The organism is Rohdeia mirabilis (assembly GCA_007750655.1).
Lineage (GTDB): Bacteria > Planctomycetota > UBA1135 > UBA1135.
The window spans coordinates 1912845-1925949 of the sequence record CP036290.1 but is presented as its reverse complement, the minus strand read 5'-3'; the positions used below and the strand labels follow the sequence as shown (position 1 = coordinate 1925949).

At 70.1% G+C, this 13105-nt stretch carries 10 protein-coding genes; all 10 read right to left on the bottom strand.

Annotated features, from left to right (window positions below; translation table 11 throughout):
• Nucleotides 1-90: 90 nt before the first annotated feature.
• The 10 genes from Pla163_RS07235 to Pla163_RS07190 all read right to left on the bottom strand — a co-directional run bounded on the left by Pla163_RS07235 (nucleotide 91) and on the right by Pla163_RS07190 (nucleotide 13068).
• On the bottom strand, nucleotides 91-687 hold the full coding sequence (locus tag Pla163_RS07235; RefSeq protein ID WP_145185772.1) for an anthranilate synthase component II: 597 nt from the start codon (nucleotides 685-687) through the stop codon (nucleotides 91-93).
• Nucleotides 684-2174 carry an anthranilate synthase component I family protein gene (locus Pla163_RS07230; RefSeq protein ID WP_145185769.1) on the bottom strand — a complete coding sequence of 497 codons (1491 nt, stop codon included), beginning with the start codon at nucleotides 2172-2174 and terminating at the stop codon, nucleotides 684-686. The genes Pla163_RS07235 and Pla163_RS07230 overlap by 4 nt, the downstream gene beginning before the upstream one ends.
• Before the next feature lie 631 nt (nucleotides 2175-2805).
• The gene (locus Pla163_RS07225) at nucleotides 2806-3630 is read right to left on the bottom strand and encodes a DUF58 domain-containing protein (RefSeq protein ID WP_419186418.1); all 825 of its coding nucleotides are present in this window, start codon (nucleotides 3628-3630) and stop codon (nucleotides 2806-2808) included.
• A 108-nt stretch (nucleotides 3631-3738) separates the two neighbouring features.
• Nucleotides 3739-5280, bottom strand: coding sequence for an ABC transporter permease (locus Pla163_RS07220; RefSeq protein ID WP_145185764.1), 1542 nt, complete (start codon nucleotides 5278-5280; stop codon nucleotides 3739-3741).
• A complete protein-coding gene (locus tag Pla163_RS07215; RefSeq protein WP_145185761.1) occupies nucleotides 5277-6233 on the bottom strand; it encodes an ABC transporter ATP-binding protein in 957 nt (318 codons plus the stop codon). Before Pla163_RS07215 ends, Pla163_RS07220 begins: the two co-directional genes overlap by 4 nt.
• Nucleotides 6233-8164 carry a hypothetical protein gene (locus tag Pla163_RS07210; protein WP_145185758.1) on the bottom strand — a complete coding sequence of 644 codons (1932 nt, stop codon included), beginning with the start codon at nucleotides 8162-8164 and terminating at the stop codon, nucleotides 6233-6235. The genes Pla163_RS07215 and Pla163_RS07210 overlap by 1 nt, the downstream gene beginning before the upstream one ends.
• Nucleotides 8161-9198, bottom strand: a complete 1038-nt coding sequence (locus Pla163_RS07205; protein WP_419186417.1) for an AAA family ATPase — start codon at nucleotides 9196-9198, stop codon at nucleotides 8161-8163. The genes Pla163_RS07210 and Pla163_RS07205 overlap by 4 nt, the downstream gene beginning before the upstream one ends.
• 216 nt (nucleotides 9199-9414) lie before the next feature.
• A complete protein-coding gene (locus Pla163_RS07200; RefSeq protein WP_145185755.1) occupies nucleotides 9415-9765 on the bottom strand; it encodes a hypothetical protein in 351 nt (116 codons plus the stop codon).
• 54 nt (nucleotides 9766-9819) lie between these two features.
• Nucleotides 9820-11805 carry a coiled-coil domain-containing protein gene (locus Pla163_RS07195; RefSeq protein WP_145185752.1) on the bottom strand — a complete coding sequence of 662 codons (1986 nt, stop codon included), beginning with the start codon at nucleotides 11803-11805 and terminating at the stop codon, nucleotides 9820-9822.
• Nucleotides 11806-11841: 36 nt separating this feature from the next.
• Nucleotides 11842-13068, bottom strand: coding sequence for a PQQ-dependent sugar dehydrogenase (locus Pla163_RS07190; RefSeq protein WP_145185749.1), 1227 nt, complete (start codon nucleotides 13066-13068; stop codon nucleotides 11842-11844).
• Nucleotides 13069-13105 lie beyond the last annotated feature (37 nt).

Here is a 13105-nt window from a genome sequence, read left to right as displayed (position 1 = left end):
CAGCCGCCTCCACGAGACCCCGAGGAACTTCGCCCAGGGTCGCCCGTGCCAAGGCGTTCTCGAGAGACGAGACGCCATCGAGAGTCGTACTCACGCGACACCTCCGCTCTGGATCGAAACGCTGGCCTGCTCGCAGAAGCGCTCGAGCAAGACGTGCCCGCGCGGCGAGAGGAACGACTCGGGGTGGAACTGGGTGCCGAAACGAGGCCGGGCGACGTCGCGCACTGCCATGACCTGACCGTCCTCCGTCCAAGCAGCCAGTTCGAGCTCGGAAGGCAGCGAATCCCGCTCTGCGACGAGGCTGTGGTAGCGCGCCGCCAGGAACGGTGACGCCAGCCCGCGCAGCAGGCCGATCCCGTCGTGGTGGATCGACGAGCTGCAGCCGTGGACCGGTGCCGCGGCTCGGACGATCCTCCCTCCACTGGCCTCGACCAAGCACTGATGTCCGAGACAAACTCCCAGGACCGGCAAGTTGGCTGGCGCCAGAGCCAGCAGTTCCAGGCAAACGCCAGCGTCCGTCGGTCGACCAGGACCAGGTGAAAGCACGAGGCCCGTCGGCCCGTGGTCGATGAGAGCTTGGGCGGACTCGGCGTCGTTGCGAACGACTTCCACTTCCGCCCCCGCGGACGAGAGTGCCTGGTAGAGGTTGAACGTGAACGAGTCGTAGTTGTCGATGAGCAAGATCACGCCATCACCTCCGTTCCAACTTGGTCGAACGAGTCGCGTCGAGCAGCTCGCAAGAGATCGAGCGCCGCCAGCGGGCCGGACATCTTCGCGTCCACCTCCGCCAGCTCCGCGCGTGGGTCACTGCCATGAACGATGCCTGCACCCGCTTGAAGGCTCAGGCGTCCGCGACAGGCGACGAAGGTCCGGATGGCGATCGCCATGTCGAGCCCACCGCTGTGGTCGACGTATCCGAAGGCACCACCGAACGGACCGCGGCGTTCCCCCTCGCACTTCGCGATGAGTTGGAGCGCGCGGACCTTCGGTGCGCCACTGACGGTTCCTGCCGTGAAGCACGAGGCCAGGACGTCGATGGCATCACGTTCGCTATGCACATCCGCTTCGACCCGACTCACCAGGTGCTGGACGCGCCGAAAGCGCTGACAGCGCGCGTGCTCGACCAATTCCACGCTGCCGACACGGGCTACGCGACCCAAGTCGTTCCGGGCCATGTCGACGAGCATGTCGTGCTCGCTGCGTTCCTTGGCGCTCGAGAGAAGAGCCGCCGCATGGTCCGCGGTCTCGCGCGCATCCGCGCCGATCGGTCGAGTCCCAGCGATCGGCACGGTGTGCATCCGGCCATCGCGAACCGCGACCAGGCGCTCCGGGGACGAGCCGACGAGCGTGACCTCGTCCGTCTCGAAGAAGACCATGTGCGGGGCGCCGTTGGTCACGCGTAGCGCGCGATAGAGCTCGAACGGATCACCGCTGAAGGACCCCGACCGACGCCGGCTCAGGACGGCCTGGAAGATCTCTCCGGCGGCGATCGCTCTTTGGAGTCGATCGACTCCGTCGAGGAAGTGCTCGGCCGGTTCTTCGAAGTCGAGTGCGTCGCACTCGAAGCTCGTCGCTCCGGCTGGTGGCGCCATGTTCATGAGCTGGGGCTCGATCGCATCCAGACGCTCGATCGCAGCGTCGAACTCGGACGCGCCACCCCGGCACGTCGTGGAGATTCGCAGGGTCTGGGCCCGATGGTCGAACGCCAGAACCGTTCGGTAGGCGTCGAAGGCCGCGCGCGGAGCGCCGATCGAATCCTGCTCGGGCACCGAGACGGACGGCTCGAGCTCAGCAACGCACTCATGGCCGAGGTAGCCGATCAGGCCTCCGTGGAAGAGCGGTGGATTCCCGGGAGCAACTGGGAGCCGCAGGCGACCGGAGAGGTCGCGCAGGGCCTCGAACGTGGATCCGCGGACGGAACGCTCTTCGCCGTGCTCCACAAGGCGAACCCCGTTGTCGTCCGACCTGAGACCACCCTCCGGATCCAGTGCGCAGAAGGTGTGGTGCGCGAGTGCTCCGGGTCCATCGACCGACTCGAGCAGGCACACTCGATGCCCGGCCGCTCGAAGGCATCGAGCGGCGCGAACCGGGGTCAGGAGGTCGGCTGGGAGCGTCCGTGTGGCGATGCGGTAGCGCTCGGCGAAGCGCACGTCGGATTGTGCGAGGCGGTCCATGGCGCACCGCCTGCCGCTGCGGCGGGTCGCGAATCGCTCCTGGTGGTCGGTCGAGTGGAGTTCATGGTGGGTTCCGTTGAGTTGCGAGACGTGCGCCCTCGGGCGAGCACACGAGTGGTGAGAAGCTTGGAAACGAGAGCGGGCCCCGGAAGCTGTGCTTCCAGGGCCCGTGAGCTGGCATCAGGACGTGTGTGGTGCGTCCTAGCCTCGTGCTCCGGGCCCGGATCGCCACCACCACTGGACGAGCACGCACTCGACCTCGGCCAGCTGGAGGCTGGTCGAGGGAGCGATCGCGCGGACCGGGTGGGCATGTTGGGTGCGGAGCATGGGCGAGCGAACCTACCCGCGTACCACCGGGTCGGCAACTGCTCGTTCCCAGAAAGTCGGCGGCAGTGCGAAGCTCGCCGGGTCGGCGCGAGCGGGCCCCACCCACCCACGGGAACACGCGTGGGCCGCAGCACTCGGCACAGGGCAGTGCCGTCGTGCCGCCTTCGTGTCACAGCGAACGAGCCCGTGGTCGCGAGGTGCGAGCTGCCACCACTCGCTCACGGTATCGGGGGAGGCTCTCAGCGTCCGACTCCCTCGCGTCGGCCCCCGAGCGCCTTCGCGCACTCCGATCGAGTGGACCCGCCTACTGCGCGCCGACCAGTCCGAGCGGACCGAGCCGGTCGCGCGCGCCGACGACCAGGTCCACGGGCACGGGCCACTCGACGAACGGGACGCCCGCGTGCCGCGCGCCCGCGGCGAGGTCCTCCCGCCAGCGTTCGAGTCGCTTCGTGAAGCGTTCGCGCCGCGCGCCGTCGAACTCCACCTCGCGCTCCGCTCCGGTCTCCGCGTCGACGAGCCGCAACGCGCCTTCGGAGGGCGGCGCCAGCTCGTCCGCGTGCCAGACCGCGAGGGCCAGTCCCGCCGACGCGCGAGCGAAAGCGCGTGTGAACAAGTCCTGGGCGGGCACCGGCGTCATCCAGTCGCTGATCACCACGCGCACGCCACCGGCGGAGAGTCCGGCGAGCGGGTCCAGCGCCCGTTCGAGCGGCAGGCGACCGTCGAAGACGAGGCCGTCGCTCGCCAGTTCGGCCGGTGAGACCGTGCGCAGCGAACCGTCGAGCGCGAGCAGTCGCGTCGCGAATCCCGCGCTGCGTCCCCAGGCCACCCACAGCGCGGCCAGGTCGACCGCGCCGCCCGCCTTCTGCGCGTCGACGGCGAGCGAGCGCGACAGGTCGAGCACGACGTCGAGCCGGGGCGCGATCTCCTCGCGGAACGCGCGCACCATCAGCTGGTCCGAACGGGCGAACACGCGCCAATCGATGTGGCGCACGTCGTCGCCCGGCGCGTAGCTGCGGTGCTCGGCGAACTCGGAACTGGCGCCGAGCGAGCGTCCGAGGCGCTCGCCGCTGGTCCCCGTACCGGTCGACGGACGCCACACGAGTTCGAGCGACGCGGCGGCGCGAGCCACGTCGGCGGTCGGGCGATGGGGTCCGGGTGCGATCTCCACGAGTTCTCGGTCGGCGCTGGGCCGCGTGCGTTCGGTCCGAGCGCTGCAGGTTCGGAACCGAGACGTCGCTCACATCTCGAGCATGCGCTCGCGGCTGCGAACGACCGCGGGATCGTCGTCGTCGAAGCGTCCCGCCCGCGCGCGCAGGATCTCCTTGGTCCCACGGAAGATCCGCGGCACGTTCACGAGCAGCCCTACGACTCCGAGCACGACGACGGACACGACCGTCGGCATGGACAGGCTGCCGTCGGCGGCCTCCGGGAGCACCCAGAAGGGATTGAGCGGGTGTTCGATGTTGACCAGGAAGTTGCTGCCGAAGAGCAGTCCGGCGACCGCCGGCACGACGACGCAGGCCGCGAGGAACAGCACCATCACCAGACGCACGGCCCAGGCACCGGCTCCGCGCTGACAGAAGCGCGCCAGGAGAGCGGCGGGCATGGCGACGAAGAACGAGTAGTAGCAGAGGAGCCAGACGCCCAGCCAACGGCTCTCGTCCATGTGGAAGCTGCCGCCGAACTCGGCTCCGAAGACGGTGTAGACCGCCCCGAGCGAGAGCAGCACGTAGCTGAACACCGCGCCACGACTGCCTCCGGGCAACAACATGGCCGGCAACATCCGAGTCCGACTGCCCGGACGCGCCAGGTCGTGGGCGACACGTCGACCCAGGCGTTGGCGCTCCGCGGTCCACAGCATCGACAGGACGCCGAGTCCTCCGGTGGTCAGGGCCCCCAGAGCTTCGACGGCCCGACTCGGGATCCAACCCAGCCACGCCGCGAGTGCGACCCACGCGAGCACGAGCACCGTCCCGGCGAGCGTCAGGACCCTCAGCGGCGTCGAGGTGTTCTCCTCGGGGTGCGCCAACTGACCGCAGCCGTACTCGAAGCAGAACCCCGCGAGCACGGTCCCGACCACGAGGAAGGTCGTGAATGCACCGAGGAATCCGGCCTGACCGATCCGATCCGGCTGACCGAGGAGCTCCATGGCGAACGACGCCACCATTCCGACCCCCATGAACGTCGCGACCGCGATCAGCACGTAGAGGACGACCCGCGTCGCGCGCGCACGGGCCATCGACGAGACGGCGAGCGCCAGGGCCGAGGCCCAGAAGCTGGTGGCCAGAATGATGACGAGAACGACGCCCAGGGCCAGGAGATCGACGCCGCGCATCAGGAACCCGAGCGCGACGAAGGGCACGAACGCCAGCAGGATCAGGAGGCTCTGCAACGCGGCCGAGAGCCACTTGCCCCCCAGGATCTGCCTCGGCGACAGACCCGACAGCGTCAGCTGGTCGAAGGTCTCGGCCTCCCACTCCGATCCGAGCGACTGGTAGGCCTGGAGCGGAACGATGACCAGCGTGCCGATCCCGAGCATCCACACGAGCAGCGCGGTGAAACTGGCTCCGAGGTCGGCGGAGGGCCGCGGCTCGTCGCTCAGCACGATCAGCGCGCCGATGACGGCGACGACGACGACCAGCGTGACGAAGGTCCAACCGAAGCTGCGCGCGCGTAGGAACTGTCGGACCTCCTTGACGAGGATCGGGTTGAAGCGGTCGCTGAGCGGCTCGCAACGATCGAGCGCGCGCACGAGGGTCGAATCGGTCTTCGTGCTCACTGGAGCTTGCCCTGGGTGAGGTGCAGGAACAGGTCCTCGAGGTCGATGCGTTCGCCGTGGAACTCGACCGGCCTGAGCCCTTCGCGCACGGTGCGTTCGAGCAGGTCCGCCAGTGCCTCCTGATCGCCCTTGAAGCCGAAGACGACGCCTTCGCGCTCGCGCCGGGTGCCGACGACGAAGTTCTGTTCGGCGAGGAAGCGCTGGGCCGCGTCGACGTCGGTGAGGAACCGCGCACGGACCTGCATCCCCTTCGCGGCGTCGGCGCCGGCGCTGAGCGTCGCGATGTCGCCCGTGGCCTGGATCGTCCCGCTCTCGATCACCGCGACCTCGTCGCAGATCTCCGAGAGCTCGGTCAGGATGTGCGAGGACACGAGGACCGCCTTGCCCTGGTCGGCGAGGATCCGGATCAGCTCGCGCAGTTCCACGCGCGCGCGCGGGTCGAGACCGGACGCCGGTTCGTCGAGGATCAGGATGCTCGGATCGTTGAGCAGCGTCTTCGCGAGACTGAGCCGCTGCTTCATGCCCTTCGACAGGCCGCTGATCGGCTTCTCGAGCAGCGGGCGGAGACCCGTGAAGTCCGTGACCGAGTCGATCGCCCGCAGGCGCTCCTTGCCCTTCAGTCCGAAGGCGCGGGCGAAGAAGTCGACGTACTCGGCGACCGTCGTCGCGGCGTAGGTCCCGTACGCGTCGGGCATGAACCCGATCATGCGTCGCACGCCGCGCGGGTCGAGCAGCGCCGAGCGCCCCGCGACCCGCACGTCGCCGCGATCGGGCAGTTCCAAGGTGGCCGCGATCCGCATCGTCGTCGTCTTGCCGGCGCCGTTCGGACCGATGAAGCCGCAGACCGCTCCGGCGGGGACGCTGAACGAGACCTGGGAGACGGCGACGTGGCGTCCGAAGCTCTTGGTGATCGTGTCGACCTCGAGCAGCGGTTCCTTCGTGGTCGCGACCATCACAGTGCATCCTCCTCGAGGATCCCGACGAGAGCCTGGCGCTCTTCCGAACGCTCGCCCGTGATCCCGCACTCGTCCTCGGCGATGCAGCGATCGAGTCGCGCGGCGTAGCTTCCAGGTGCCAGGCGTTCGAATCCGGGCATCTGAGGTCCAGGCCCCAGGTCCGCGAGGAATTCGACCAACTGCTCGTCCTCGCCATCCGCCGCGACCAGATCGGCCTTCCCGCCCTCGGCGAGCGCACCCTCGAGTCGCCAGACGCGCCCTTCGCGGTCGCGGAGCCAGAGCGCCTCGACCGTGGCCCCCAGCGCGTTCTCGACCCGCACGACTCCGTTCTCGCGGCTCGCGACCAGGCGGATGCGCGCGCTGCGGTCGGAGTAGACCGCGTGTTCCAACGGCCGCCGCACTGGCAGGTAGTCACCGGCGTAGCGCACGCTACCGGAGCGGTCGTCGCGCTCGACCGAGAACCGACCTCTCCAGACCTCTTCGGGGTCGCGCGCGAGCGGCAGGATCATCGTGCCCGCACCGGGTTGGAGACGACGACCACCCGACATGCCGAGGAAGAGTCCGCGGACGGTGACGGAGCTGATCGTGTGAGCACCTTGGTCGAGGACGGCGTAGGAGGTCGCTCCGTCCTTCACGCCGAGGCCGTCGCGCGACATCCCGTAGGCCACGACGCTCAGCGAGCCGAGCAACGCGAGGATCGGGATCGTCAGGAGGAACGCCACCGGTCGGCCCGTGCGCCGAACGAACCAGACGTTGATCGGCCCCGTGACGCCGGCCAGGATCAACAACAGGGCCAACAACGTGCGGTGGGAGACCTGCCCCACCCCCGGAAGCGCGACGGAGTCCAGGTGCCAACGCAGTGGCCCCGAGGCGTAGGTTTCTCCGTCGAAGGGCATGTACCACGACGGATTGCGCTCGATCGCATACCAGACGGCCGCCCGTTGGTCCTCGGAGGACAGCGGCTCACCGGGCGCGAAGACCACGGTTCCGAGTCCCATGCGCGCCACGTCGGCCGCGCCGAAGCTCGCCAGGAGTCGCTCGGGGCGACGCGCGTCCTCGAAGTCGCCGAGGGATGCGAAGCTCGAGTCGCGCGCGACGACGAGGCACCCACCGAGTCGGACCCAGCGCGCGAGCTCCGCCAGGGACTCGCGGTCGACCCCGGCTCCGTCCAGGACCACGACGTCCAGACTCGAGAGACCAGCGAAGGAACTCGGGAGCGCGTCGAACGGACGCAGGATCACCGAGTAGTCGTCGGAAGGACGCGAGAAGGTCATGTCGCGGCGCTTGTCGGCGCGAGCTTCCGGCATGGCGCGGGAACGCATCCAGACCTCCGCGCTCGGATACCACCGCGGGCAGGGCTCCATGAACGGTGCCGTGTTCATGCCGAACGCACCGCGCATCATCTGCGAGGAGAGTTCGGCGGCGCGCTGCTCCTCCCATCCGGCCCCGAGCGCGCGATCGCCGAAGACGCCGACGAGCAGCCTCTGATTCATGTCATCGCCGCCGACGGGCACGAGGAAGTTCGACGCGAGCTCCGACGTTCCCGGGTCGAGCACCACCGAGACCGACTCGCTCGCGGTCAGGCAGAAGACGGGGAGCAGCAGATCCAGGTCCGCCACTTCGCCGGGCTCGAGGCGCGCGACCGTCGCTGCTCCTGCGTTCGTCCACCTCTCGCCGGTCGCGGAACCGACGCGGATCGCCACGTCGCGCACCTCCTCCGAGCCGTTGGTGACGCGCCAGCGCAATTCGGTGTAGCCCCGCCCGGCGAGTGCGGACGGCTTGTCACCTTGCAGGGAGCGGAACTCGACCTTGTCGACGACCTGGACCTCCTGCGTCGAGCGCGCGGAGGCCGTGCCGACGAACACCGCGATCGCGAACAGGAGGCCGAAGGCGGACCGCAGCGGCCCGATCGGAACGTTGGAGATCATCGCTGCGCCAACTCCTCGGGCAGGGGCTCGTCGAGTTCGGAGACCGCGGCCAGCACCGCGTCGACGACGTCGGCGCGCGTGACCGAGTCGAGCGCGGCTCGATAGTCGAGCACGAGTCGGTGCCCCAGACACGCGCGCGCGAGCACGCGCACGTCGTCGAACCCCGCGTTCGGCCGGCCGGCGATCAACGCGTGGGCCCGCACCGCCCGCGCGAGCGAGATCGCGCCGCGCGGAGAACTGCCGTACTTGACGTACTCACGGACCGCTTGCGGCGCCTCGGCCCCCGCGGGGTGCGTCGCGGCCACGAGGCGAGCGATCCAGCGCGCGACGGCCCGCGGCAGGTAGATGCGATCGACCACCGCGAACAGCTCGTCGAGTTCCGAGCGCGAGACCGCCGGTGCGAGGTCGGGCGGCGCGCCGGCGGGACGCTCGATCAGGATCCGCTCGAGCGTGTTCGATCCGACGCCGCGCACGTCGAGCTTCATGAGGAAGCGGTCGAGCTGCGCCTCGGGCAACGGGTAGGTGCCTTCCAGTTCGATCGGGTTCTGCGTCGCCAGTACGAAGAACGGAGCGGGCAGGTCGCGCGTCTCGCCCAGGACGGTCACGCGCCGCTCCTGCATCGCTTCGAGCAGCGCCGACTGGGTCTTCGGACTCGCGCGGTTGATCTCGTCGGCCAACAGCACCTGGGTGAAGACCGGGCCGGGGTGGAAGGTGAATCCGCGGCCACCGCCCGGCGTCTCCTCGAGCACCATCCCGCCCGTGATGTCACCGGGCAGAAGGTCGGGCGTGAACTGGACGCGGCGCCACTCGAGGCCGGACAGGGCCGCGAGCCCCTTCACGAGTTCGGTCTTGCCCAGTCCCGGCAGACCCTCGAGCAGCACGTGGCCGCGGGCGAGGACCGCGACGAGAACGGCGCGCGTGAGCTGCTCCTGACCGAACAGGACGCGATCGAGACCCGACAGGAGCTCGGCCGCGCGGCGGGCCTGGCGCTCGATCTGATCGGGGGGCAGGAGGTCGGAGGTCGAGTCGTTCACCGGGGGGGGGCTCGTTCGAGGGGTGGTCGTGCCGGCCGTCGGGACCGAGGCTACGCCGTGCGGGAGGTGGATGCACGCAGACGCCGGGGCCGCGGCGCGAGGAGGCCTACGAGCGAGCCGGGGCGGATCGCGTCCGACGGTCGAACCGGGTCCACGCGGGCGGTTGGTCGGGTGGCGACGAGCTGCCGGCCTCGACGTCGCCCGTGCCCGCTGCTCTCACTCCTGTCCCGACCCGAAGAAGCGTTCGACCGTGCGCCGGTGCGCGGGCGCCAACCGTCGGCGTTCGGTCGACTGCTCGCCGCCGCGGCCGAACTCGGTGCCGTCGGCCGCCTGACCTTGCGGTTCGAACGTCGGAGCCGTGGAACCGACGCCGATCACTTCGCTGTGTTCCAGGTCGCGCAGTTGCGCCGGCGAGAGGCGCTGGGGCGCGAACGCGTCCGCGCGATCGGGAGCCTCACGGCCGAAGGTCAGAGGGCCCGTTCCCGGACCGCGACCGACGCCGCCCGATCCCCCACCCAGTCGCTGGGCGAGTTGTTCGAGCGCCGACCGCTGCTGGGTCGCAGCCATCGAATTGAGTTGTTGTATGGCGATACCACCTGCACCGCCGAGTCCGCCGCCGCATCACGGCACGCCGGCGCCGGGCCGTCCGGGCTCCATGGACTTCATGGCCTGGATCGCGCGCTGCACGTCCTCCGCGGACAGGGGCGGGGGTTCGGGCAGCTGCTGTCCGCGCACCAGTTCGCCCAAGGTGTCGACCAAGGACGCCAGCTGTTCGTCGTCGAGGTTCGACCCGACGGCGTCCGGCGGCGCGGGAGCACCGCCGTCCTGCTCGGTCGCGCGTGCCTGGGCGCTGCGCTCGAACTCCTGCATCAGCGACTCGAGAATCTCTTGTCGCAGCTGCGGCGGGATCTTGGTGAGCGCGCGCGCCAGGGTGGCCGGGTCGGATCCGAAGTCCTCGAGCGCCCGTTCGAGTGCCTCGCGCGTGCTGTCGTCGAGACCCGCACGGCGCTCGGAGGCCTCGTCGCTCAGAGCCTGCGCCAGTGCCCGTCGAGCGGCGTCGGACTCGGCCGCGAGCTGTTCCTCGATCCACGCCGCGAGTTGGTCCTTCAGCGCCTCGAGCGCCTTGGTCAGGGCCGCCAACTGATCGGGCGAGAGTTCGAACGCGCTGGGTTCCAGTTCGACCAGCTTCTCGAAGGCCTCGGCACGCCGCTGTTCGAGCTGAGCCATGGCCTCGAGCAACTCGTTGCGCAGGTCGGGATCGATGTTCTCGAGCAGGCGCGACACGTCCGGTCCCGCGGGCGTTTCCACGGCACCGAACTCCTCGTCGAGCTGGGCCTGCATGCGCGCGAGCGCCTCCTGCAACTCGGTGGACAGTTCGGGACGCGCCGGCAGATCGGCCAGTTCCTCGCGCAGCGCCGCCGCCTGCTCCTCGTCGAGGTCCAGCGCCTCGAGCCGTTCGGCCAGATCGCGTGCGAGCTCGTCCAGAGCCTCGGCGCTCGACCGTTCGAGCGACTCGCGCAGCTCGTCGAGATCGCCCTGATCGAGGAGTCCCGCGTCGGCCAGCCGTTCGAGCGACTCCGTCAGGCTCGCGCGCACCTCCTCCTCGAGCGCCGCCCATTCCTCGGTCCACTCCAGCCACTCGTCGAGGTCCTCGAGCGACGCCATCTTCGAACCGTCCGCGTCCATCTGGCGCGCGCGCTCCGCCAGCGCTGTGAGTCGCTCCATCAATTCGGGCGGGAGCGCGCGAGCCAGCGATCCGTTCGACGACTCCTCGAGCGCGTCCGCCAGGCGCTGCGCCGACTGGGAGCCGTTGCTGGACGACGAAGCGGCGGCCTCGTGCAGGAGTCGCTGGACGTCCGCGGCCTGTTCGACGCTCTCGGCCGCCAGTCGCTCGAGTTCGCGTTCGAGCGCGTCCACGCCTTCGAACCCGGCCTCGAGCCCCGCGTCGGCCACGTCGCGCTGCAGGCGTTCGAGTCGATCGCGCAACTCGGCGCGGACCTCGTCGTCGAGCACGAGCTCCTCCTCCAGCGCCGCGAGGTCCTCGGCCACCCGTTCGACCGCCGCGTCGAGCAGCGCTTCGACGCCCCTGGGTCCGCCGTTCGCGTTCGCTCGCACCACGGGAACCAACGGGCAGACGAGCGCGAACACGAGAGCGGCCGGCCAGGTGGACCAGTAGGTCGCGCGTTCGATCTGCGGAGCCGCGGGTGCGGTCCGAGCCCGCGCGAGTGCGCGCGCCTCCCACGCTCGACCACCCGCGCCCAGCTCGAGGGCCGTGACCAGCGCACCGTCGCCACTGCCGCGCGCGTCGAGCCAGACCGCGGCCGTCGCGACCGAAGGCACCCGACGCCGAGCGGCGAGGTGCGCCAGGGGCGGAACGACCAGGAGCGCCGCCCATCCGACCAGGGCCGACGCTCCTTCGATCCCCAACCCGACCCGGGCGGCGAGCGCTGTGCACCCCGCCACCACCAGGGCTCCGGCCGCAAGGCGCGTCGTCCGCCCGAGGAAGGCGGCGCGGTAGCAGCGCGCGCGCAGTCGACGCACACCTTCGGCGAGTTCGGCCGGGAGGGCGGCCAGGGCGCTGGCGGCGTCGGAGCTGGGTTCGGTCATGAGCGGTCCCTTACGGCGGCGTCGATCCGTCCATTCTCACTCGCCGAGCACGAATCGCAGGATGCGACCGTCCTTGCGGCGCTTGCTGCCCGAGCCGAAGCTCGTCACGTACAGCTCGCCGGCCAGGTCGACGCCGAACGACGACGGTTGGGTCGCGCGGGTGAACTCGACCGGCTCGGCGCCTTCGCCGTCCACGTCGAGAGCCCACACCCGGCCGGTGACGAAGTCCGCGTAGACGTAGTTGCCGACGAGGGCTTCCAGCGCGGCGCCGCGGTAGACGAAGCCCCCGGTGATCGACACGCCTTGGCGATGCGGGTACACGGCGACCGGTTCGACGAGCGGGCCGGGGCCGCGACGGCCCTTGGATTCGAAGTCGGCGAAGCCTTCCTTGAGCCGCCAGCCGTGGTTGCCTCCACGCACGACGCGGTGCACTTCTTCCCACGCGTCCTGGCCGACGTCGCCGCACCACATGTCGCCCGTCTCGGCGTCGAAGCAGAAGCGCCACGGGTTGCGCATGCCGAAGGCCCAGATCTCACCGCGCGTCCCGGCCGGCAATCCCTCGCGGCCGACGAACGGGTTGTCGGCGGGGATCGTGTACGGCAGGCCGTCGGGGCCGGGCGTGACGTCGATTCGCAGGACCGTGCCGAGCAACGTCGTCAGGTCCTGCGCGTTGTCCTGGGGGTCACCGGCGGATCCACCGTCGCCCATTCCGATGTACAGGTCGCCGTCCACTCCGAACAACAGCTGCCCGCCGTTGTGGTTGCGCCACGGCTGTTCGATCTCGAGCAGCACGCGCTCGCTCGACGGGTCGAGCACGCCCGCCTCGGTCAGCTTCCACTCCGAGATCCGCCCGCGCCGAGCGTCCGGGATCGAGTAGTGCAGGTAGACGAGTCCGTTGCGCGCGAAGTCCGGGTGCGGTTCGAGATCGAGCAGACCCTCCTCGTTGTGTTCGCGACTGACCTCGAGTTCCAGCGCGACCGAATGGCTCGTGACCGCGCCGCTCGCGTCGGCGGTGAACAGGCGCACGATGCCGTCCTGCTCGACCACGTAGAAGCGACCGTCGGGCAACTGTCCGAAGTCGAGCGGACGGTAGAGCCCGGGCAGACCGGTGAACGCGGGGCGCGTCACGATGCCCGTGAGCGCATCGGACCGGTTCGCTTCGGCGTCCTGCGCCACGGCGGCGTCGGATCCGATGGAGGCCAGACCACCCGCGAGGGCGGCCGACAGGGCGATGGCGCTGAGCGCGGGGATCACGGCGTGCATCCCACCACGGTAGCAGCGCGCGCGGCCGTCATGGGTC

Bases quoted from the DNA above. Each gene is read 5' to 3' on its own strand.
- Pla163_RS07230 (WP_145185769.1), bottom strand. From the start codon at position 2,174: ATGGACCGCCTCGCACAATCCGACGTGCGCTTCGCCGAGCGCTACCGC.
- Pla163_RS07210 (WP_145185758.1), bottom strand. From the start codon at position 8,164: ATGATCTCCAACGTTCCGATCGGGCCGCTGCGGTCCGCCTTCGGCCTC.
- Pla163_RS07195 (WP_145185752.1), bottom strand. From the start codon at position 11,805: ATGACCGAACCCAGCTCCGACGCCGCCAGCGCCCTGGCCGCCCTCCCG.
- Pla163_RS07190 (WP_145185749.1), bottom strand. From the start codon at position 13,068: ATGCACGCCGTGATCCCCGCGCTCAGCGCCATCGCCCTGTCGGCCGCC.
- Pla163_RS07200 (WP_145185755.1), bottom strand. From the start codon at position 9,765: ATGGCTGCGACCCAGCAGCGGTCGGCGCTCGAACAACTCGCCCAGCGA.
- Pla163_RS07215 (WP_145185761.1), bottom strand. From the start codon at position 6,233: ATGGTCGCGACCACGAAGGAACCGCTGCTCGAGGTCGACACGATCACC.